The sequence below is a fragment of the Nonomuraea sp. NPDC005501 genome, from assembly GCF_040605905.1.
Lineage (GTDB): Bacteria > Actinomycetota > Actinomycetes > Streptosporangiales > Streptosporangiaceae > Nonomuraea.
The window spans coordinates 1-20,995 of sequence record NZ_JBEXDT010000083.1; the positions used below are offsets into that span (position 1 = coordinate 1).

General features: G+C 71.7%; 22 protein-coding genes and 1 pseudogene. 10 read left to right on the plus strand and 13 right to left on the minus strand.

Annotated elements, in window-relative coordinates:
• Positions 1–318 (plus strand): annotated as a pseudogene (locus ABZS51_RS31970) (sel1 repeat family protein); the annotation flags it as partial.
• Between the two features lie 39 nt (positions 319–357).
• Here the strand turns inward: ABZS51_RS31970 and ald are convergent.
• A complete protein-coding gene (gene ald, locus ABZS51_RS31975; RefSeq protein ID WP_310715631.1) occupies positions 358–1,473 on the minus strand; it encodes an alanine dehydrogenase in 1,116 nt (371 codons plus the stop codon).
• Positions 1,474–1,533: 60 nt separating this feature from the next.
• Complete coding sequence (locus tag ABZS51_RS31980) at positions 1,534–2,916, minus strand: aspartate aminotransferase family protein (protein ID WP_310715633.1); 1,383 nt, start codon at positions 2,914–2,916, stop codon at positions 1,534–1,536.
• A gap of 232 nt (positions 2,917–3,148) precedes the next feature.
• On the opposite strand from ABZS51_RS31980, the gene ABZS51_RS31985 reads away from it, so the two are divergent.
• Both ABZS51_RS31985 and ABZS51_RS31990 read left to right on the plus strand, forming a co-directional pair.
• Positions 3,149–4,504 carry a dipeptidase gene (locus ABZS51_RS31985; RefSeq protein WP_310715636.1) on the plus strand — a complete coding sequence of 452 codons (1,356 nt, stop codon included), beginning with the start codon at positions 3,149–3,151 and terminating at the stop codon, positions 4,502–4,504.
• A gap of 187 nt (positions 4,505–4,691) precedes the next feature.
• Positions 4,692–5,459: an ankyrin repeat domain-containing protein gene (locus tag ABZS51_RS31990; RefSeq protein WP_355448812.1), complete on the plus strand. Its 768-nt coding sequence runs from the start codon at positions 4,692–4,694 to the stop codon at positions 5,457–5,459.
• A gap of 55 nt (positions 5,460–5,514) precedes the next feature.
• On the opposite strand, the gene ABZS51_RS31995 is transcribed toward ABZS51_RS31990, so the two are convergent.
• Positions 5,515–5,904, minus strand: a complete 390-nt coding sequence (locus tag ABZS51_RS31995; RefSeq protein ID WP_355448815.1) for a PPOX class F420-dependent oxidoreductase — start codon at positions 5,902–5,904, stop codon at positions 5,515–5,517.
• Between the two features lie 83 nt (positions 5,905–5,987).
• Between ABZS51_RS31995 and ABZS51_RS32000 the strand changes: the two genes are divergently transcribed.
• Complete coding sequence (locus ABZS51_RS32000) at positions 5,988–6,494, plus strand: DinB family protein (protein WP_355448818.1); 507 nt, start codon at positions 5,988–5,990, stop codon at positions 6,492–6,494.
• Positions 6,495–6,533: 39 nt separating this feature from the next.
• On the opposite strand, the gene ABZS51_RS32005 is transcribed toward ABZS51_RS32000, so the two are convergent.
• Entirely contained in the window at positions 6,534–6,911 is a 378-nt protein-coding gene (locus ABZS51_RS32005; RefSeq protein WP_355448821.1) for a hypothetical protein, read from the minus strand.
• A gap of 128 nt (positions 6,912–7,039) precedes the next feature.
• Here ABZS51_RS32005 and ABZS51_RS32010 point away from each other — a divergent pair, with 128 nt between their 5' ends.
• Positions 7,040–7,678 (plus strand): alpha/beta hydrolase, encoded by a 639-nt coding sequence (locus tag ABZS51_RS32010; RefSeq protein WP_355448824.1) that lies wholly within the window; start codon positions 7,040–7,042, stop codon positions 7,676–7,678.
• A gap of 29 nt (positions 7,679–7,707) precedes the next feature.
• Here the strand turns inward: ABZS51_RS32010 and ABZS51_RS32015 are convergent, their stop codons facing one another.
• Positions 7,708–8,235, minus strand: a complete 528-nt coding sequence (locus ABZS51_RS32015) for a cysteine dioxygenase family protein (protein WP_355448826.1) — start codon at positions 8,233–8,235, stop codon at positions 7,708–7,710.
• Between the two features lie 110 nt (positions 8,236–8,345).
• On the opposite strand from ABZS51_RS32015, the gene ABZS51_RS32020 reads away from it, so the two are divergent.
• A complete protein-coding gene (locus ABZS51_RS32020; RefSeq protein WP_310715651.1) occupies positions 8,346–9,206 on the plus strand; it encodes a LysR family transcriptional regulator in 861 nt (286 codons plus the stop codon).
• Positions 9,207–9,218: 12 nt separating this feature from the next.
• Here ABZS51_RS32020 and ABZS51_RS32025 read toward each other — a convergent pair whose 3' ends face one another.
• Complete coding sequence (locus ABZS51_RS32025; RefSeq protein WP_355448829.1) at positions 9,219–9,497, minus strand: hypothetical protein; 279 nt, start codon at positions 9,495–9,497, stop codon at positions 9,219–9,221.
• 91 nt (positions 9,498–9,588) lie between these two features.
• On the opposite strand from ABZS51_RS32025, the gene ABZS51_RS32030 reads away from it, so the two are divergent.
• Positions 9,589–10,224, plus strand: a complete 636-nt coding sequence (locus tag ABZS51_RS32030) for a LysE family translocator (protein ID WP_355448832.1) — start codon at positions 9,589–9,591, stop codon at positions 10,222–10,224.
• Here ABZS51_RS32030 and ABZS51_RS32035 read toward each other — a convergent pair.
• From ABZS51_RS32035 to ABZS51_RS32055, 5 genes are read right to left on the minus strand one after another with little or no spacing between them, the layout of a single operon-like run.
• On the minus strand, positions 10,221–11,813 hold the full coding sequence (locus ABZS51_RS32035) for an acyl-CoA synthetase (protein WP_355448835.1): 1,593 nt from the start codon (positions 11,811–11,813) through the stop codon (positions 10,221–10,223). The two genes, ABZS51_RS32030 and ABZS51_RS32035, sit on opposite strands and share 4 nt — an antisense overlap.
• Positions 11,813–12,961 (minus strand): thiolase domain-containing protein, encoded by a 1,149-nt coding sequence (locus tag ABZS51_RS32040; protein WP_355448838.1) that lies wholly within the window; start codon positions 12,959–12,961, stop codon positions 11,813–11,815. Before ABZS51_RS32040 ends, ABZS51_RS32035 begins: the two co-directional genes overlap by 1 nt.
• A gap of 1 nt (position 12,962) precedes the next feature.
• On the minus strand, positions 12,963–13,982 hold the full coding sequence (locus ABZS51_RS32045; protein WP_355448841.1) for a lipid-transfer protein: 1,020 nt from the start codon (positions 13,980–13,982) through the stop codon (positions 12,963–12,965).
• Positions 13,979–14,881 (minus strand): OB-fold domain-containing protein, encoded by a 903-nt coding sequence (locus ABZS51_RS32050; protein WP_355448844.1) that lies wholly within the window; start codon positions 14,879–14,881, stop codon positions 13,979–13,981. The genes ABZS51_RS32045 and ABZS51_RS32050 overlap by 4 nt, the downstream gene beginning before the upstream one ends.
• Before the next feature lie 57 nt (positions 14,882–14,938).
• A complete protein-coding gene (locus ABZS51_RS32055) occupies positions 14,939–16,492 on the minus strand; it encodes an acyl-CoA synthetase (RefSeq protein ID WP_355448847.1) in 1,554 nt (517 codons plus the stop codon).
• Between the two features lie 242 nt (positions 16,493–16,734).
• Here ABZS51_RS32055 and ABZS51_RS32060 point away from each other — a divergent pair, with 242 nt between their 5' ends.
• Positions 16,735–17,544, plus strand: coding sequence for a crotonase/enoyl-CoA hydratase family protein (locus ABZS51_RS32060; protein WP_310715666.1), 810 nt, complete (start codon positions 16,735–16,737; stop codon positions 17,542–17,544).
• Positions 17,545–17,578: 34 nt separating this feature from the next.
• Positions 17,579–17,731: a hypothetical protein gene (locus tag ABZS51_RS32065; RefSeq protein WP_355448850.1), complete on the plus strand. Its 153-nt coding sequence runs from the start codon at positions 17,579–17,581 to the stop codon at positions 17,729–17,731.
• Positions 17,732–17,788: 57 nt separating this feature from the next.
• Here the strand turns inward: ABZS51_RS32065 and ABZS51_RS32070 are convergent, their stop codons facing one another.
• Positions 17,789–18,895, minus strand: a complete 1,107-nt coding sequence (locus tag ABZS51_RS32070; RefSeq protein WP_310715669.1) for a nitronate monooxygenase family protein — start codon at positions 18,893–18,895, stop codon at positions 17,789–17,791.
• A gap of 194 nt (positions 18,896–19,089) precedes the next feature.
• Positions 19,090–20,010, minus strand: a complete 921-nt coding sequence (locus ABZS51_RS32075) for a DUF3068 domain-containing protein (RefSeq protein WP_355448853.1) — start codon at positions 20,008–20,010, stop codon at positions 19,090–19,092.
• A 157-nt stretch (positions 20,011–20,167) separates the two neighbouring features.
• Here ABZS51_RS32075 and ABZS51_RS32080 point away from each other — a divergent pair, with 157 nt between their 5' ends.
• Complete coding sequence (locus ABZS51_RS32080) at positions 20,168–20,893, plus strand: class I SAM-dependent methyltransferase (protein ID WP_310715673.1); 726 nt, start codon at positions 20,168–20,170, stop codon at positions 20,891–20,893.
• Positions 20,894–20,995: the final 102 nt, after the last annotated feature.

Below are 20,995 nucleotides of genomic sequence, written 5' to 3' on the forward strand. Positions count from 1 at the left end.
ACCGAGCCGGAGCTGGCGGCGCGGGCCGAGCTGGCCGCGGCCGCGACCGGCCGCCGGGGCGGCGTGGCGCTGGCCGTACACGAGTTGTCGGAGCTGCTCGGCACGTGGGACCTCGTGACCAGGCCGCTGCGCGACCACACCGACGTGGTGCGGTGGCTGGTCGAGCGCAGCGGCCTGCACGCGAGCGCGGTCGAGCACTTCGCGTCGGTGCGCGGCACGCTGCTGCGGCCCGGCAGCTCGCCCTGGCCGAGCCAGGGCGAGGTCGAGCACGTGCTGGCCACCGCCCGCGACCTGCGGCGCCGTCTCGGCGTCCGCTGAGCTCCCGGCGCCGCCGCCGACGGCTCCCCCGGCGGCTCCCTAGGAGGCGAGGACCTCGGTCACCGGCGTGTACGGCAGCCGCAGCGCCTGCGCGACCGGCGCGTTGGTGAGCTTCCCGTCGTGCGTGTTGAGGCCCGCCGCCAGGGCCGGGTCCTGGGCCAGGGCGTCGCGCCAGCCGAGGTTGGCCAGCTTCACCGCGTACGGCAGCGTGGCGTTCGTCAGCGCGTACGTGGAGGTGTTGGCCACCGAGCCCGGCATGTTGGCCACGCAGTAGAACACCGAGCCGTGCACCGTGTACGTCGGGTCGGCGTGCGTGGTCGGGCGGGAGTCCTCGAAGCAGCCGCCCTGGTCGATGGCGATGTCCACCAGCACCGAGCCCGGCTTCATGCGCGAGACCAGGTCGTTCGAGACGAGCGTCGGCGCCTTGGCGCCGGGGATGAGGACCGCGCCGATGACCAGGTCGGCCTGCAGCACCTCCTGCTCGATGGCGTACGAGGTGGAGACGAGCGTCTTGAGCCGGCCCTGGTAGATGGCGTCGATCTGGCGCAGGCGGTCGACGTTCGTGTCGAGCACGGTCACGTCGGCGCCCATGCCGACCGCGATCTGCGCGGCGTTCAGGCCGGAGACGCCGCCGCCGATGACGACGACCTTCGCCGGGGCCACGCCCGGCACGCCGCCCGGCAGGACGCCGCGGCCGCCGTTGAAGCGCATCAGGTTGTACGCGCCGACCTGCGGGGCGAGCCGGCCGGCCACCTCCGACATCGGCGCCAGCAGCGGCAGCGCGTTGCCGACCTGCACGGTCTCGTACGCGACGCCGGTGGTCCGCGCCGACAGCAGCGCGTCGGTGCACGGCCGCGACGCCGCCAGGTGCAGGTACGTGAACAGCACCAGGCCCTCACGCAGCCGGTGGTACTCCTCGGCGATCGGCTCCTTGACCTTGAGCACCATGTCGGCCTCGGCCCAGACGTCGTCGGCGCTGTCGAGCATCTTCGCGCCGGCCGCGAGGTACTCCTCGTCCGTGATGTGCGAGCCGAGGCCCGCGCCGCGCTGCACGGTCACCTCGTGGCCGTTGCGCACCAGCTCGTGCACGCCCGCCGGCGTGGCGGCCACCCGGTATTCATGGTTCTTGACCTCGGCAGGCACGCCGATCTTCATCGCGCAATCCTTTCGGGACGTGCTCCGGCACGGCGCGGGGCCGTGCCGGAGAGGGGGGTGTCAGAGGCGAGACCACGCTTCGGTGAGCACCGAGCGGAGGATCGAGCCGATCTCGTCGAACTCCCGCGGCCCCGCGATGAGCGGGGGCGCGAGCTGGATGACCGGGTCGCCCCGGTCGTCGGCGCGGCAGTAGAGGCCCGCGTCGAAGAGTGCCTTGGACAGGAAGCCGCGCAGCAGCCGCTCCGACTCCTCTGCCGTGAACGTCTCCTTGGTGGTCTTGTCCTTGACCAGCTCGATGCCCCAGAAGTAGCCGGAGCCGCGCACGTCGCCGACGATCGGCAGGTCCTTCAGGCCGTCGAGCGTGGCCTGGAACAGCGGCTCGTTCCTGGTGACGTGGCCGAGCAGGTCCTCGCGCTCGAAGATGTCGAGGTTGGCCAGCGCGACGGCCGCGGAGACGGGGTGGCCGCCGAAGGTGTAGCCGTGGGCGAACATGTTGTCGCCGTCCTTGAACGGCTCGAACAACCGCTCGTGCGCGATCATGGCGCCGATCGGCGAGTAACCGGAGGTCATGCCCTTGGCGCAGGTGATGATGTCGGGCACGTAGTCGAACTTCTCGCCGCCGAACATCGTGCCGAGGCGGCCGAAGGCGCAGATGACCTCGTCGGAGACGAGCAGCACGTCGTACTCGTCGCAGATCTCGCGCAGGCGCTGCCAGTAGCCGGGAGGCGGCGGGAAGCAGCCGCCGGCGTTCTGCACCGGCTCGGCGAAGACGGCGGCGACCGTGTCCGGGCCCTCCATCTCGATGGCGCGGGCCACGCGATCGGCCGCCCACAGGCCGTACTCCTCGGGCGTCATGCCCTTGACGCCGCTGATCTCGTCGGCGCGGTAGTGGTTGGTGTTGGGCACGCGGACGGAGCCGGGGACCAGCGGCTCGAACATCTGCTTGAACGCCGGGATGCCGGTGATCGACAGGGCGCCCTGCGGGGTGCCGTGGTAGGCGATCTGGCGGCTGATGACCTTGTGCTTGAGCGGCTTGCCGGTGAGCTTGAAGTACTGCTTGGCGAGCTTCCACGCCGTCTCGACGGCCTCGCCGCCGCCGGTGGTGAAGAACACGCGGTTCAGCTCGCCCGGCGCCAGGGCCGCGAGCCGCTCGGCCAGCTCGACCGCCTTCGGGTGCGCGTAGGACCACAGCGGGAAGAAGGCCAGCTCCTGGGCCTGCTTGGCGGCGGCCTCGGCCAGCTCGCTGCGGCCGTGGCCGGCCTGGACGACGAAGAGCCCGGCGAGCCCGTCGAGGTAGCGCTTGCCGTGGATGTCGTAGATGTACGAGCCCTCGCCCCGGACGATCGTCGGGATCTCGGCCTGCTGATAGGCGCTATGCCTGGTGAAGTGCAACCACAGGTGGTCTTGCGCGGCCTTGTTGATGTCGTTGTCCGGCTGCGTCATGGTTATCTTCCCTTGCCTCTGACCTCCCCACAGTTTGCATGTTCACTTGGGGTTTGCCAAGCGAAAGCGTCGCGACACTCTGCAAGAAAACCGAGATCCGCAGAAGCTCTATGTAACCGCTACGAAATCCGCAGGTAGATTCGCGCGCGGGTCATGCCCGTTTCCCGCGGTGCGGGAGCGTCTGTGATCCAATGAGATGTTGACTACCGAAACGACCCCGGGGGACCGTCCCGTGACTCCTGACCAGATCGAGAACGCCGTCGCCGCGGCGATGCCGCAGGCCGTCGAGGAGCTCCGACGGCTCGCCGCCATCCCGTCCGTCGCCTTCCCCGGGCATCCCGAGGAGCCCGTGTACGCGGCCGCGGCCTACACCGAGGAGCTGCTGCGCTCGGCCGGGCTGCCACGCGTGCAGCAGATACCCGTCGAGGGCAGCTTCCCCGCCGTGTACGGCGAGGCGCCCGCCCCTCCCGGCGCGCCCACCGTCCTGCTGTACGCCCACTACGACGTGCAGCCCGCCGGCGACCCCGCCGCCTGGCGCACCCCGCCGTTCGAGCCCACGCTCATCGACGGGCAGCTGTACGGCCGGGGCACCGCCGACGACAAGTCCGGCGTCATCTCCCACGTGCTCGCCCTGCGTTCCTTCCAGGGCCGCTTCCCCGTCGGCGTGAAGGTCATCATCGAGGGCCAGGAGGAGTACGCCGGAGAGCGCCTCGAAGCCTTCGTCGACCGCAACCCCGACCTGCTGCGGGCCGACGCCATCGTGGTCGCCGACACCGGCAACCCGCGCGTCGGCGACCCTGCCGTCACCACGTCGCTGCGCGGCATGGCGGCGTTCACCATGGAGGTCCGCACGCTGCGCGAGTCCGTGCACAGCGGCCAGTTCGGCGGCGCCGCTCCCGACGCGCTCGCCGCGCTCATGCGCATGGTCACCTCCCTGCACGACGACAACGGCGACATCCGCGTGCCCGGCCTGCCGCGCGGCACGTTCCTCGGGCAGGGGCCGTCGGAGGAGGAGTTCCGCCGGACGGCCGGGGTGGTCGACGGCGTCTCGCTCGTCGGCTCCGGCTCGCTCGCCGACCGGCTGTGGGCGTCGTACGCCATCACCGTGACCGGCCTCGACGTGCCCACGGTCTCCGGGGCCATCAACGCGGTCCAGCCGATGGCCCGGGCCCGCGTCACCGTCCGCGTCCCCCCGGCCGGCGACCCGAAGACCACGGTCAACGCCGTCGTCGACTTCCTGCGCCAGGTGGCGCCGTGGGGCGCGCAGGTGTCGTTCGGCGACTTCACCGTGGGGTCCGGCTTCCAGGCCGACTCCGGAGGCAAGGCCCGCGCCGCCCTCAACCGGGCCATGGAGCGCGCCTTCGGCCGCCCGCCCCGCGACGTCGGGGCCGGAGGCTCCATCCCGCTGGTCAACACGCTGCTCAAGCAGTTCCCGGCGGCGGAGATCCTGCTCTTCGGGGCGGAGGACGAGGAGGCGGCGGTGCACGCCCCGAACGAGCGGGTGGACCTGGAGGAGCTGCGCCGCGTCGCCACGGCCGAGGCCCTGTTCCTGGAGGAGCTCGGCTCCCCGTCTGCGCTGGGCGTCTGACCCCGGGGTTCCCCGACCGTGGCTCGTGGGGGGCTCCGCGCCCCCCACCCCCCTCGGCCACGGCGGTGTCGTCGTGCGGGACCGTGTCCGCCGGCAGGCGGGGCGGCGACCACGCCTCCGTGAGGACGTACCGGCTCGGCGTGAAACGAGTGGACCACGCGGGCGGTCTCGTACGAGACTGGCGCGCATGAGCGAGGATGCGGGTCTGGTGACGGCGGCGGCGCTGGGCGAGGCCGAAACGGTGCGGCGGCTGCTCCAGGGCGGCGCGCTCCCGGACGAGCCCGACGAGAACGGCAGCACCGCCCTCTACCGGGCCGCCGTGCAGGGCCACGCGGAGATCGTACGCGTGCTGCTGGAAGCCGGCGCCGACCCCGGCCGCGAGGGTGGGGACGACCACGAAGGGCTGCCGCTGTGCGCCGCCGCGGCCTGGGGGCACCTCGACGTCGTCGAGGCCCTGCTCGACGCCGGGGCCGACCCCGACCGGCGGGAGGACGTCGAGCGGACCGGGATGACGGCGCTGCACTGGGCGGCCGCGAACGAGCACCTCGCTGTCGTGCGCGCCCTCCTCGCCAGGGGCGCCGCACCCGACCTGGGCGACTCGGCCGGCCGCACCGCGCTGTCCCACGCCGCCGGACACGGCTCGACGGCCGTGGTCAGGGCGCTGCTCGACCACGGGGCAAGCCCCGCCCACCGCGACGGCCAGGGCCGGACCCCGGCCGACCACGCCCGCCCGTACGCCGGGCGCGACATCGAGGCGGAGCTCCTGGCGCAGGCCGGGGCGGGACCGGGACGCCGCGTCACGGTCCGCCACGAGCGGTCGGAGGGCGGCGACGTGCGGATCGTGGCGGAGGTACGCGACGAGACGGGCGCGCTCCGCTCCGAGCGCCGGCTCGGCACAGGCCATGCCGAGATCCTCCACCTGCTGGAGCCCCGAACGACCCCCGCCGACGAGTAGGCGCCGACCTTGTCGGACCGGCGGGCCGGCCAGCGCCCGGTCAGCCGAGCGTCGATCACACCGTGCGGCTCGACCGAGCCCCGTCGAGCCCCCATGAGATGATCTTGTGGGGGGTGATCTTGATGATCTCCCGTGAGAAGTACGGAACCGGCGGCTCGTGATCGGTCAGGGCCACCGCCGAGCCCCGGATCTCGATGCCGCGCACCACCCACGGGTCCACCGAGGCCAGGTCGTCCACGACGAGAGCCACAGTGCTGCCCTGCTGGACGTTCCTGAACTTCTTCGACACCCCCAGCGCGTGCCCGCCTATGGTGATCGTGCCCGAGGTGGCGTCCACGAAGAACCCCACGGGATTGTTCTGAACGTGACCGGCGGGAGAGACCGTGGCCAGGCGGGCAAGATGCTGTCCGGCCAGATAGTCGAGTTCCGCCTGTGTGAAGATCATGCGGCCAAGTATGAGACCTTGACACTGACGTCAGTCAATGCACCGGATGCGCGGTGGAAGGGTGGCGGGGTACGTTGCCGCGCATGGAAGACAACCGTGTTGACCCGCCGCTGGCCGCCGATGAGCGGGTCACTTTGAGCACGTTCCTCGACTGGCAGCGTGACACCCTGGCGCTCAAGTGCCAGGGCCTGACCGATGAGCAGTTGCGGCTGCCGGCCGTGGAGCCGTCCGGCATGTCGCTGCTCGGGCTGGTACGGCACCTGGCGCACGTGGAGCGGGCGTGGTTCCGGCACGTGCTCTGCGACGAGGACGTGCCGCTCCTGTGGGGCAAGGAGACCAACCGGGACGCCGACTTCGAGAACGTGGACGACACGTCCGCCGAGGAGGCGTTCGCGGTCTGGCGGGCCGAGGTCGAGCACGCGCGGGAGGTGTCGGCCGGGCTGCCCCTCGACGCCCTGGGCAAGCGGCTTCGCCACGGCGAGAGGTTCTCCCACCGCTGGATCCTCGTGCACATGATCGAGGAGTACGCCCGCCACAACGGCCACGCCGACCTGCTGCGCGAGCGGATCGACGGCACCACCGGGGAGTGAGGAACAGGTCGATCAGTGGTGGCCGTGACACTGGGCGGACTACACGGCGCGGAAGGCGTGCGGCTCCTCCACCCATCGCCAGGTCAGCCATGACGGCATCGTGCGGCGGCGCAGTGCCGTCCCGGCGGCGAAGGTGAGCCAGGCCGCCGCGATCGCCACCTGCGTCCCGAGCTCGGCGCGCGCCAGCCACAGTCCCGCCAGCGGTATCAGCGCCACCCAGGCGATGTGCCGGCGGCCGAGCCGGCGTGTTACAACGCGATACAGCGCGGTGCCGGCGAACATGGTCGCCAGGATGAACAGCCCTTGCCACGGCCCGGAGTAGCTCTGGTTGACCGCCAGCAGCAGGAGGATCGTGCCGGCGATGACCACCGCGCCCACCTGCCGTACCCGCCTGCCGCCGTACAACGTCGCGATCATAGTAGGAAACTTCTTCTACGGTTCTTTGATCACCGGATTACTGATGCCGCAGCATCAATCGGGGCGTCGCGATGAGTTTCCGGGCCGCGGCGGGTCCAACGAGGAGAAGCGTTCAGGAGGAGGGTGACATGGCGACGTTCGCGCTGATCCACGGTGGTGGCGGGAGTGGCCGCGACTGGCGGCTGGTCGTGCCGGAGCTGCGCCGCAGGGGGCACGAGGCGGTGGCGGTGGACCTGCCGGTCGAGGACGAGTCCGCGGGGCTCCGCGACTACGCCGACACGGTCGTGAAAGCGGTCGCCGGCTGCTCCGATCTGGTGGTGGTCGGCCATTCCTGGGGCGGGTTCGTCGCGCCCCTGGTCTGCGACCGGGTGCACGCGGAGTTGTTGGTGCTGGTGACGGCCATGATCCCGGCCCCGGGCGAGCGGCCGGCCGACTGGTGGCACAACACCGGCTGGCGGCAGGAGGACTGGGAGGGCGTGGACCTCTTCCTGCAGGACGTCGAGCCCGATCTGGCGGCGGAGATGATGGCCGGCTCCAGGCAGCACGCGGGCACGGCGGACACGGAGCCGTGGCCGCTGGACAGGTGGCCCGATGTGCCGACGCGGTTCCTGCTGTGCCGCGACGACCGGTTCTTCACGCCCGCGTTCATGCGGGAGGTCGTCCGGGCGCGGCTCGGCGTCACGCCCGACGAGCTCCCCGGCGGACACTGCCCCATGCTGGCCCGCCCGGCGGAGCTGGCGGACCGGCTGGTGGGCTACCTCGCCTGACCTCCGCACCCCCTACGGGGCGGCAGAAGCTAGCGGATCGGGAGGTCGTACGTGCGGCGGATGCTGCTGCCCAGCTTGCCGATGTCGGCGCCGTACACGTGCAGCGACACCCCCACCTCGCCGCTGGTGTTGCGGACGCGGTGGATGTCGCCGGGCGGCGCGAAGCCGCTGGCGTCGCCGGGAAGGTTGTCGGCGCGGCCGATCTCGACGAGGTGGTCGCCCATGTCGCGGTACAGCGTCTCGTGCTCGATGCCGCTGATCACGCCGAACGCGCACCAGGAGACGTGGTCGTGGACGACGGTCTCGGCGTCGGGCTGCCAGACCACGGCGGTGATGGAGAAGTCCTGCTGGGCGTGCAGGACGTGGGAGACGTAGCCGCCGGGCACGCCGGCGCGCTCCTCGGGCGTCAGGATGTCGGGGCCGGGCAGGCCGGCGCGCAGCAGTGCCGCGACCTCGTGGGCAGTGCCGCGCAGGAGGAGCCCGCGTGCGGTGATCCGTCCGATGCCGATGACCAGGTCGCTCAGGCCGGGCCGTTCGGTGATGGCCGTCATTTCCATGGTATCCCCCTAGGGAATGCAGATAATCCGCCTTCCCCTTCTACGGTGCTACAGACCGACCGATAGGTCCAACAGAAGTCTTCTGCGTGACCCATAGATATGATTGATGGATGTTGGATGTCGTACGGCTGCGCGTGCTCGACGCGGTGGCCCGCAAGGGCTCCTTGACGGCGGCGGCCCGGGAGCTGCACTACTCGCAGCCCTCGGTCAGCCACCACCTCGCGCGGCTGGAGGCCGAGACGGGCGCCCGGCTGATCCAGCGCGCCGGCCGGGGCATCCGGCTGACCGAGGCGGGCCGGCTGCTCGCCGCACGGGCGGCCGACATCCTCGCCCGGATCGACGCCACGGCCGAGGAGCTCGCGGCGCACGTCGGCCTCCGTTCCGGCCGGGTACGGCTGGCGGCGTTCCCGTCGGCGCTCGGCACGTTCGTCCCCGAGGCCGCGACGCGCCTCGCCCGCGACCATCCGGGGCTGAAGCTGCACCTGACCGAGACGGAGCCGCCCGAGGCGCTCAGGATGCTGCGCGCCGGGCGCGTCGACGTGGCGGTGGTCTTCCGTTACGACGACACCGCGCCCGAGGAGGCCGGGGTCACCATGATCCACCTGCTCGACGACCCCAGCCTGCTGGTCTCCACCGGCGAGCCCGGCGACCTGACCGCGTACGCGGACGCCGACTGGATCGCCGGCTGTGACCGGTGCCGCAGCCATCTGCTCGACATCTGCGCCAAGTCGGGGTTCGAGCCGCGGCTGTCGTTCACCAGCGACGACATCGTTGCCGTCCAGGCGCTCGTCGCGGCGGGCATGGGCGTGACCGTGCTGCCGGGGCTGGCCCTGCGCGCGCACCGCCACCCGGACGTCTCCGTGGCCGAGATCCCCGGCTCGACCAGGCACATCTACGCCGCCGTGTACGGCGAGCCGCCCCACCCGCCCGCCACCGAGGCCCTGCTGGGAGCCCTCCGCGCCGGCCTCTGAGAGTCCCGCCGGTCAGAACTCGAAACAGCGGGCGAAGGCGACGGAGAACGCCAGAACGCCACCGAGGAAGGCCGCCGCGACGACGCAGAGAAGGATCAGGACCGTCGCCACCGCCCCAGGCCGGTAGCGGAGGATGAGCGCTCCTCCGAGGAGGCCCGTACCGGCGACGTACGCGGTCACCACGAGGGGGAAGAGCCCGAAGCTGTCGCATCGGCCGAGGAAGAGTCCCAGTGCCAGGGCGACCAGGCCGAGACCGAGCACGCCCCAGAGCATCGGCGTCCTTCGTCCCACCGGCACTCCCTCCTCGCCGAGCCGCCCGACCGGCGGCTCACCTGCACGGCGCGGGACGAAAAGGCGTTGACCGCGTACCTACGATGATCATATGCCCGATATTGCGACGCTCGCCGTGTTCTGCACCGCCACCCTGGCGCTGCTCCTGGTGCCGGGTCCCGCGGTCCTGTTCATCGTCACGCGCAGCGTGTCCCAGGGCCGCTCGGCCGGCCTGGTGTCGGTCCTCGGCGTGCACGCGGGCTCGCTGGTCCACGTGGCCGCCGCCGCGCTCGGCGTCAGCGCGCTGCTGGCGGCCTCCGCCACGGCGTTCACCGTGGTCAAGTACGCGGGCGTCGCCTACCTGGTCTGGCTCGGCCTGCGCAAGCTGCTGCACCGCGCCAAGGACGGGGAGGCCGGGGCGGGCGTCGCGGCCGAGCCGCACAGCCGGCGGCGCATGTTCTGGGAGGGGTTCGTGGTCAACGTGCTGAACCCCAAGACCGCGATCTTCTTCCTGGCGTTCCTGCCCCAGTTCATCGACCGCGACGCGGGGCCGGTCGGGCCGCAGATCCTCGTGCTGGGCACACTGTGGATCACGCTCGGTCTGCTCAGCGACGGCGCGTACGCGCTGCTGTCGTCGGGGCTGGCGGGCCGGATGAAGCGGTCGGCCCGCGCCCGCCGGCGCCTCGACGTCGGCACCGGCCTCGTCTACCTGGGCCTGGCAGCCGTCCTCACCGGCGAGAAGGCCTAACCCGACGAGGCCGCCGCCTCCGCGGTCTCCCGCGCCCACCGGTAGTCGGCCTTGCCCGCCGGCGAGCGCACCATCTCCGCCACGAACGCGTACGTGCGCGGCACCTTGAAGCCCGACAGCCGCTCCCGGCAGTGCGCGTCCAGCTCGGCGGCGGTGACCTCGACGCCGGGGCGCGGCTCGACCACGGCCGCCACCCTGCTCCCCCACCGCTCGTCGGGCACGCCGGTGACCACCGCGTCGAAGACCGCCGGATGTCCCTTGAGCACGGCCTCCACCTCCTCGGGGAACACCTTCTCCCCGCCGGTGTTGACGCACTGCGAGCCCCGGCCGAGCACGTTGACCGTGCCGTCGGGGTCCACCGTGGCGAGGTCGCCGGTCAGCAGCCACCGCGTCCCGGCGTCGTCCGTGACGAACGTGCGGGCCGTCTTGTCCGGGTCGTTGTAGTAGCCGAACGCGATCCGCCCCGCCTTGGCCATGGTGCCGAGCTGTCCCGAGCCGGGCTCCACCGGCCGCAGCCGCTCGTCGAGCACCGCCAACCGCGCCGAGGCGTTCGGCCGGTAGCGCAGGCCCTTCTCCGGGGACGAGCCGGGCACGCCCGAGGCGGTGAAGCCGGACTCGGTCGAGCCGAAGTTGTCCAGGATCATGACGTTCGGCAGCAACTCCTGGAGCCGGTCGCGGACGGCGCCGCTGAGGATCGCCGAGGTGGAGCTGATCACGCCGAGCGACGACAGGTCATGGCCGCCGCGTTCGAGCTCCTCGGCGAGCGGCCTGGCCATCGCGTCGCCGGTGATGTTCATCGAGAACACCCTCTCGCGCTCGACCGCCCGCCACACCCCGGCCGCGTCGAACCTGCGCACGTACACGACGGTCGCGCCCATCCACCAGCCGATGAACGTGGCCATCTGCGCGGCCCCGTGCATGAGCGGCGCCGTGGCCATCATCACCAGGGGTCCTGACCCGGCGGCCCCGGCCACCACCTCCTGCGGCGTGGCGCGCGGCTCGCCGTACGGGTTGCCGCCGCCGAAGGCCATGAACATGTCCTCGACCCGCCACATGGCGCCCTTGGGCATGCCGGTCGTACCGCCGGTGTAGATGATGTAGACGTCCTGCCCGGAGCGCGGCGCGAAGCCCCGCTCCGCCTTGCCGCTCTCCAGCGCCATCCAGTACGGCACGGCGTCGGCGAGGACCGAGGGGCCGCCCACGGCGACGAGGTGGCGCAGCAGGGGCGCGTCCTTGACCACGGCCGCGACCCGGGAGTCGAACTCCACGTCGTAGAACAGGGCCCGGATGTCGGAGTCCCGGTACAGGTAGAGCAGCTCGGACTCCACGTACCGGTAGTTGACGTTGATCGGCACGGCCCGGATCTTCAGCACGGCCAGCAGCCCGGCGAGGTACTCGACGCCGTTGTAGAGGTGCAGGCCGACGTGCTGGCCGGGTTCGACGCCGCGCTCCAGCAGGAAGTGCGCCAGCCGGTTGGCCTCGGCGTCCAGCTCGGCGTAGGTGCGGCGCTCGTCCCCGCAGACGACGGCCACCCGGTCCCCGACGACGTCGGCGATGCCCTCGAACAGGTCGGCGTGGTTGAACTCCATCAGGGCCGCTCCCGTCCGACGATCCACATCGCGAAGAACTGGGCGCCGCCGCCGTAGGCGTGGCCGAGCGCCAGCCGGGCGCCGTCCACCTGGTGCTCGCCGGCCATGCCGCGCACCTGGAGCGCGGCCTCGGCGAACCTGATCAGGCCGGACGCGCCGATCGGGTTGCTGGACAGGACGCCGCCGGAGGCGTTCCACGGGATGTCGCCGTCGAGGGCGGTGGCGCCGGACTCGGTGAGCTTCCAGCCCTCGCCCTCGGCGGCGAATCCCAGGTTCTCCAGCCACATCGGCTCGTACCAGGAGAACGGCACGTACACCTCGGCCACGTCGATCTGCCGGCGCGGGTCGCCGACGCCGGCCTGCCGGTAGACGTCGGCGGCGCAGTCCTTGCCGCCCCGCGGGTTCACGGTGTCGCGGCCGGCCCGGAAGATCGGCTCCGAGCGCATCGCGGTGCCGTGGACCCAGGCGGGCGTGCCGGTGACCGCGGACTCCGAGGCCAGCACCATCGCGCAGGCGCCGTCGCTGGACGGGCACGTCTCCAGGTAGCGGATCGGCTCCCACAGCATGGGCGTCGACTCCACCATGGCCCGGTCGATGCCGGGGATCTTCAGGTGGGCGTACGGGTTCTTCAGCGCGTTGAGCCGGTCCTTGACCGCGACGAGCGTGCCGATGTGCTCCGGCGCGCCGGTCCTGCGCATGTACTCCCTGATGTGCGGGGCGAAGTAGCCGCCCGCGCCGACCACCAGCGACGCGTTGAACGGCAGGTGCGTCGACAGGGCCCAGGTGGCGTTGGACTCCGACTGCTTCTCGAAGGCCACCACCAGCACCCGGTCGTGGACGCCGCCCTGCACCAGGCTCGCGCCGACCAGCGCGGTGGAGCCGCCGACGCTGCCCGCGGTGTGGACGCGCATCATCGGCTTCCCGGCCGCGCCGAGCGCGTCGGCGAGGTACGCCTCGGGCATCATCACGCCCTCGAACAGATCGGGCGCCTTGCCGACGACGACGGCGTCGATGTCCTTGAACGTCAGGCCGGCGTCCTCCAGCGCCCGCAGCGCGGCCTCGCGCACCAGCCCGGCGATCGACACGTCCCGGCGCTTGGTCGTGTAGTGCGTCTGGCCGACGCCGATCACGGCACAGCGGTTTCCCATGTCAAGCCTCCAGGACCGTGACGAGGTTGTGCTGCAGGCAGGGGCCGCCGGCGGCGTGGCCGACCGTGCGCGACGCGGTGCCGTCGTGGATGCGCCCGGCCGCCTCGCCGATCCGGATGAGGCCGGCGGCCATGACGGGGTTGGCGGCCAGCGGGCCGCCGGACGGGTTGACCACCGTGCCGGCGGGCAGTTCCAGGGCCCGGCGCAGGATGATCTCCTCGTGGGCGAACTGGGTGTGCAGCTCGGCCACCTCGACGGGGCCCTTGCCGACCCCCGCGGCCCGTGCGGCGTCGGCGGCGGAGGCCGACCGGGTGAGGTCGCGCATACCCAGGTAGTGCGGCTCGATGCGATGCGCGATGCCCCTGATGTAGGCGGGACGGGAGCACAGGTCCGCGACGGCGTCGCCGGCCGCGAGCACCACCGCCGCCGCGCCGTCCGTGACGGGCGCGATGTCGCAGGTCCGCAGCGGCTCGACGGCCGTCTCACCGGGGATCTCCTCCGGCAGGTCCAGCGCGTACGGGTTGTCCCGGCCGGCGGCGCGGCTGCGCCGGACGATCGCGTCCAGCTCCGCCCGGTCCGCATCGACGGCGGCGGCCTGGAGCGCGGCGACGGACACCTGGTCGAGGCCGAGCGGCGCCAGGTAGTACGGGTCGAGCTGGAGCGTCATGATCGAGCGCAGGTCGCCGAGTGAGGACTTGCCGAAGCCGTACACCAGCGCGGTGTCGACGTCGCCGTGCTGGAGCCGCACCCACGCCTCGTACAGCGCCCAGGCGCCGTCCATCTCGACGTGGCTCTCGGAGATGGGCGGCCAGGCGCCGAGCGCGTCGAGCGCGGAGACGAACGAGAACGGCGCGCCCGCGAGGTAGTCGCAGCTCCCGGAGCAGGTGAAGCCGAACCTCCTGAGCCCGGTCCGCCCCTTCACCTCCTCGATCACCGGCAGGATCAGCTCGGGCTCCGACACGCCGGTGTCGTGGTCGGTGTGCCGGGTCTGGGCGAAGGCGACGATGGCCACGTCTCTCATGTCAGCTCCGCGTCTTCCTCGCCGGTGGGGGTGAACCACCGGACGTTCGCCATGGACAGCGTCCGCTCGCTCTCCGGGACCCATTCGGCGCGGACCCGCATGCCCTGGCGCACCTCGTGCGCGGGCACGCCGCCGACGAGCGCGATCATGGGGATGTCCGCCCCGTCGAGCAGGATGTACGCCGAGACGAACGGCACCTCGGGGGCCCGCGGGTCGGGCAGGTTGTTGATGGCGAACGTGGTGATGGTGCCGGTGTCGGGCAGCTCGACCCGCTCCTCGATGCGGCTGCCGCACTCGGGACAGGAGGCGCGGAACGGCACGTACACCTTCTCGCAGGTGGCGCACCGGCCGCCGAGGAAGACGCCGCGCCGGACGCCTTCGAGGAAGACCCGCAGCGCGCCGCCGGCCTGGATGCGGTACTCGGGGCGGACCGGCGAGACGATCCGGGACACCTCCGGTGCGAAGTGGGAGATGTCGGTGATGTGGCCGGTGCGCTCCGGCCGCCAGACCGGCCACACGCGGGTGCCGGGGGACAGCGCCTTGGGGTTGCCGGCGTCCACGGCGTGGACGAGCGCGGTGTCGGCGCCGTCCAGCCTGATCAGCGCCCAGGCGAACGGCCGGTCGAGCGGGTGCTCGGGCCGGGGCTCCTGGACCCAGGCCGCGGCCGTCACCGTGCCGGCCGGGCCCACCTCGACGTACTCGTCCGCGACGGCGTCGCCGGTCGCCGGGTCGTACTCCAGGGGCGGCACCAGCACCCGGCCCTCGGCGGTCCTGACCCCGACGATCCGGCCGGCGCGCAGCTCCGTGAGGAAGCGCCCGATCACCGGCCCCGTGGTCCGCGTGTACCCGCCGGGGAACTCCAGCACATGCCGGGCGACCAGCGGCTCGCTCGTCTCCACACGCCCTCCGCTCTGTGTTGTCGGATCTTGCTCGGATGACGCCCTCGGATGGCGCCCTCAGATGGCGCGGTCGCGCCCCTCCCAGTACGGCGCGCGGAGCTTGCGCTTCAGCAGCTTGCCGTTGGGCTCGCGGGGCATCTCCTCGATGAAGTCGATCGACCGGGGCCACTTCATCCGGGCCAGCCGCCCCTCCAGCGAGTCGAGGATCTCGGCGGCCAGCTCCGGCCCGGGCACGGCTCCGGGCGCGGGCTCGATGACGGCCTTGATCTGCTCGCCCCACTCCTCGTCCGGGATGCCGAAGACGGCCACGTCGGCCACCTTGGGGTGGATCATCAGCTCGTTCTCGATCTCGGCCGGGTAGATGTTGGCCCCGCCGGAGATGATCAGGTCGGACTTGCGGTCGCACAGGTACAGGTAGCCGTCGTCGTCGAGGTAGCCGATGTCGCCGACGGTGAAGTAGTCCTGGAGCCGGCTCTCCTCGGTCTTGGCCGGGTCGCCCTTGTACTCGAACCGGGCGCCGAGCATCTTCATGTAGATCGTGCCGGGGGTGCCGGTCGGCAGGGGCTGCCCGTCGTCGTCGACGATGAGCAGCTCGCTGATCGGCCACGCCTTGCCGACGGTGCCCGGGTGGGACTTCCAGCCCTCGGGTGTGGCCAGGGTGCCGCCGCCCTCGGTGGCCGCGTAGTACTCGTAGACGCAGTCGCCCCACCACGCGAACATGGCCTGCTTGACCGGGACCGGGCAGGGGGCGGCGGCGTGGATCATCCACTTCAGGGAGGACAGGTCGTAGCGGCGCCGGGTCTCCTCGGGCAGCGCGAGCAGCCGCTTGAAGTGGGTCGGGACCATGTGGGAGTTGGTGATCCGGTGGCGCTCGCAGAGCCGCAGCGTCTCCTCGGCGTCCCACTTGTCCATGTAGACGAGGGTGTGGCCCATGTGCAGGGCCGTGCCGCCGAACTGGGTGACGGCCGTGTGGTAGTTCGGTGAGGTGACCAGGTGCGCGTTCGGCCGGCCCGCCGTGATGCCGAACAGGCCGAGCAGGAACGTCATCATCTCGGCGGCGTCGTCGGGGTCGAGCCCGTTGAGCGGCCGCCGCACGCCCTTCGGCTTGCCGGTGGTGCCCGAGGTGTAGTGCATGGTGAGCCCGGCCGTGCGGCCGGCGGGCAGGGTGTCCGGCTGCCCCCCGATCAGGTCCGTCAGCGGCCGGAAGCCGGGGACGGCTTCCCCCTCGGGCAGGGCGAAGCGGCGCTCGGGTGCGATGGCCTCGGCGCCCCGGACGCCCTCGGCGGCGTAGCGGGTGTGCACGAAGAACGCCTTGGCCTCGCTGTCGGCCACGATGTAGGCGATCTCGGGGCCGGTCAGGTGCCAGTTGACGGGCGTGTAGTACCAGCCGGCCTGCAGCGCGGCCAGGTAGAGGACCAGCCCGTCGGCGCCGTTGGGCACCAGGCCGCAGATGCCGTCGCCCGGCCGCAGGCCCAGCTCGCGCAGGCCGTGGACGAGGCGGTTGGCGCGGGCGAGCAGGTCGCCCGCGCGGTGCTCCGTGCCGTCGGGGTCGACGGCGGCGATCCAGCCGGGATCCGCCTGCGCCAGCCTCCAGAATCCGAGCGTGCCCATGGGTACTCCTCGTCAGTGGTCGAGGCGCCGGGTGCCCGGAGGATCGCCACAGGACTCCGGCCTGCCAGGCGGAAACGAGAACTTGTTCTCGTTTGCCAGGGCAGCGTAACCCGGCCGGAGAGAGCAGAGCAAGCGCTTGATCGTAGGACGACGCCGGCGGGCGGAGGCCGTCGTCGGACGGGCCGCGCCGGGGTAGGATCACTGCCTACCAAGCGCTTGATACAAGCATCCTGGAGGCGTCCGTGGAGCTCCTGCCGATCAGCACCCCGCACTGCCGTGTCGAACGCGACGGCCACGTCGTGGTCGTCACCATGAACCGCCCCGAGGCTCGCAACGCGCTCTCCTCGGACATGCTGGTCGGCCTCGCCTCCGCGTGGGCGTACGTGTCGGAGGAGACGGGGGTCCGCGTCGCGGTCCTGACCGGCGCCGAGGGCACGTTCTGCGCGGGCGCGGACCTCAAGGCGATGGGCACGCCGTCCACGGACCCCGACGTGCAGGCGCGCGCCGCGCGCATCCCCAACTTCCACTGGAAGGGCCTGCTGCGCGAGGAGCTGCCCACCAAGCCGATCGTCTGCGCCGTCGAGGGGTACGCGGTGGCCGGCGGGACCGAGCTGCTGGTGGGCACGGACCTGCGGATCGTCGCCGAGTCGGCCACGCTGGGGCTGTTCGAGGCCAAGCGGGCGCTGTTCCCCATGGGCGGCAGCGCGGTGCGGCTGCCGCGGCAGATCCCGTACTGCCACGCCATGGACCTGCTGCTCACGGGACGGGCGGTCACGGCCGCCGAGGCGCTGTCGATGGGCCTGGTCAACCGGGTGGTCCCGGACGGGCGGGCGCTGGAGACGGCCCTGGAGGTGGCGGCCGACGTCGCCGCCTCCGGCCCGCTCGCCGTCCAGGCCATCCTGCGCACGTACCGCGACACACTCGGCATGCCGGAGGCCGAGGCGCTGAAGGTGTCGGACGACCTGGGCTGGCCGGTGATCGGCTCCGCCGACGCCCGCGAGGGCACCCGAGCCTTCAAGGAGAAGCGCCCGGCCACCTACGAAGGCCGGTGAAACCGCGTAGCCCCATGTGCTACACCGAGCCTCCATGAAGTACACCGCCCTCAGCGCCGAGGAACTCATCGCCAAGCATCGCACGCTGCCACGTATCGACTACACCGCGATGCGACAGGAGGCGGATGAGTTCTTCGGCGGCGAGGATCGCCTGGAAGACGATCCTCGGGATGGCCGCGACGCCTGACCCTCACCCAAGTCGATGGCCTCGACGGGCTCGTGACCGTGGTGCCCGTGCGACCTTTCAGTCCCCGGTGATGCGGTCCAGCCGTTCCAGGGCCTCGCTGTACTCCTCCATCAGGGAGTACATGACGTCCCGGGTGGAGCGTACCTGGTTGGTCAGGCCGATGACCTGACCCGCGGGGAAGGTGGCCAGCTCCGAGGCGTCGGAGCGGCCGATCCGGCGCAGCGCGTCCGAGACCAGCATGAACTGCAGCGGCATCGGCAGCGTCCCCGGCGACTCCTGCGACTCCCAGGCGTCGGTCCACTCGTTCCGTAGCAGCCGGGCCGGCTTGCCCGTCCAGCTCCGCGAGCGGACCGTGTCGCGTGAGGTGGCCTGGAGGATGCGCTGCTTGGCCATCTCTGGCGTGTCGGCCTCCTCCACGGTCAGCCACAGCGAGCCGGTCCAGACGCCCTCGGCGCCCAGCGCCATGCCCGCGGCCATCTGACGGCCGTTGCCGATCCCGCCCGCGGCCAGCACCGGCACGTCCACCGCGTCCACGACCTGCGGGATCAGCACCATGGTGGAGATCTCGCCCGTGTGGCCGCCGGCCTCGGTGCCCTGCGCGACCACCACGTCCACGCCGACCTCGACCTGCTTGAGCGCGTGGCGCGGGGTGGAGGCGAGCGCGGCGACCTTGACGCCGTGGGAGTGGGCGAGCTCGACCACGTCGGCCGGGGGCGGGCCGAGGGCGTTGGCCAACAGGGCGATCGGGTGCCGCAGCGCGACCTCGACCTGCGGCCGGGCGGTGGCGTCGGTCCAGCCGAGCAGCACCTTGCCGGCCTCGGCGTCGGCCGACAGCGCCGGCACCCCGTGGGAGGACAGCAGGTTCTCCACGAACGACCGGTGGCCTTCGGGGATCATCGACTGGAGCCGGCCGACCAGCTCCTCGGCCGGGAAGTCGGCCCCCTCGTAGGAGGCCGGCATGACGACGTCCACCCCGTACGGCTTGCCGTCGACGTGATCGTCGATCCACTTGAGCTCCATCTCGAGCTCTTCGGGAGTGAAGTAGAGGGCGCCGAGGACGCCCATCCCGCCGGCGCGGCTGACCGCGGCGACGACGTCCCGGCAGTGGCTGAACGCGAAGATCGGCAGCTCGATTCCGAACATGTCCGTTACACGTGTCCGCATGGCCCCGACAATACGACCGCATAACGGTGAACTGCAACGCGTTCTACTCTAGAACCTTTTGTCGGTACCCGCCAGTAACATCTTATGAGAACGCGTTCTAGTAACGCGTCGTGACGGCCACCGGGGACGGCCGGTTCGGAGGCCGGATGACAAAAGGCCCGCGCCGGCGGCGCGGGCCTTTTCCGGGAGGCGGGTCAGGCGCCGGCCTCGGGAGCGCGGCGGCCGAGCAGGACGCCGGCTCCCACCAGCGCGACGCCCACGATGAGCAGCACCAGCGGGATGATGTTCCGCAGCAGGTTCATCTTCGACTTGCCGTCCTTGGCCTGCGCGACCAGGTCGCCCACCGTGCGGTCGGTCATCTTGACGTCCGCCACGAAGGCGGGCGATCGCTCGACGCCGTCCTGGGTCTTGAGCACCTCGTGCCGCTGCTGGTCCTGCCGGACCGGGCTGCCCGTGGTGGGCTCGACGTAGTACGTCACCTTGCCGTCGTACCAGCGGTCCACCTGCACCATCGCGGTCCCGGTCATGCCGAGCACGTTGGCGGGGGCGCTGCGGGTCTCGGTCTTGGTCGGCGGGACGGTCTGCTCGAAGACGTAGACGGGCAGGCCGTCGACGGTGTCCTCGCGGACGAACTGGGCGTCGAACGCCTTGCCCGCGGTGGAGTTGAAGGCCCGGTAGGTCTTCTTCTCCGTGTCGAACGGGAACTTGTAGATCTGGCCCTCCAGCGTCACCGGGGTCTTGCTGATGTTGACGCCGCAGCAGTTCATGCCCACGCCGGTGTACTTGTCGAAGGCGCTGCGCCGGTCGCTGATGACGATCTGCGGCCGGTGGTTGGTGACGTCGTTGACGACGGTGGCCTCGTCCCAGACGACCCGGTCGGAGTCGGCCTCCTTCACGTCGCCGCGCGTGGTGACGATGACGTCGAGGTCGGCCGTGAGCACCTTGAGGTCCTGGGTGGAGAAGTACTGGGCGCCCTTGGCCTCCAGCCGCGTGACGCCCCACTGGTTCGCCGGGGCGGAAATGATCTTACCCGCCGCCCAGAACTTCATGAGGGGCGCGAGGGCGATGAAGAAGGCACCGACCCCGATGAGGACGAGCGTGGAGATGCGACCCATCAAAGGCCTCCGCGATCCTAGAACCTGTTGTCGTCTTGCCGAAACATCCGGCATCAAAGTATGACAGTGAGTGACATACGTCACTGGCCGGTACGGAGCCGCAATCAAATTGATAGAAACAGGTTCTATCGTGGTTCTCCCTATGAAAGCGGCAAATATGCCCATGCGCGCTGACTTGGCGCGGTCCATCCGGCTCTTCCGGGCGTTCCGCACCGAGCAGGGCGACCAGCAGGGCTACTACACCACGCTCGCGGCCGACACGGCCGGGCTCCTGCTCCGGTACGTGGACCTGCGCGACCGGCTGGTGCTGGACGTGGGCGGCGGTCCGGGCTTCTTCGCCTCGGAGTTCCGCGGCCACGGCGCCCGCTGCGTCTGCGTGGACGTGGACGCCGGCGAGCTGGCCGGCCAGGGCGCGCCCAGCGGCGGCGTCCTCGGCAGCGCGCTCGACCTGCCGCTGCGCACCTCCTCGGTGGACGTCTGCTTCTCCTCCAACGTGCTGGAGCACGTGCCGGAGCCGTGGCGGATGGCCTCCGAGATGGTCAGGGTGACCCGGCCCGGCGGGCTGGTCTTCCTCGCCTACACCAACTGGCTCTCCCCGTGGGGCGGTCACGAGACCTCGCCCTGGCACTACCTGGGCGGCCACCGCGCCGCCCAGAAATATCAGGAAAAGTACGGCAAGCCGCCCAAAAACCACTTTGGCCGGAGCCTCTACCCCGTCTCCGTCGCCCACGGCCTGCGCTGGGCCCGCGGCGACCGGCGGGTCGAGCTCGTCGACGCGTTCCCCCGCTACCTGCCCTGGTGGTACCGCCCGATGCTCAAGGTCCCGATCGTCAGGGAGTTCGCCACGTGGAATCTGGTCCTGGTCCTGAGAAAGCGCCCGTAACGACACCCGCCGCCCGGAACGCCGGGGAGGCCCCTGCCGCCGCCGAGACCGCCGCCCCGGCGGGCGCGGAGGGACGGCCTCCGGGGCCGCCCGGAGAGCTGC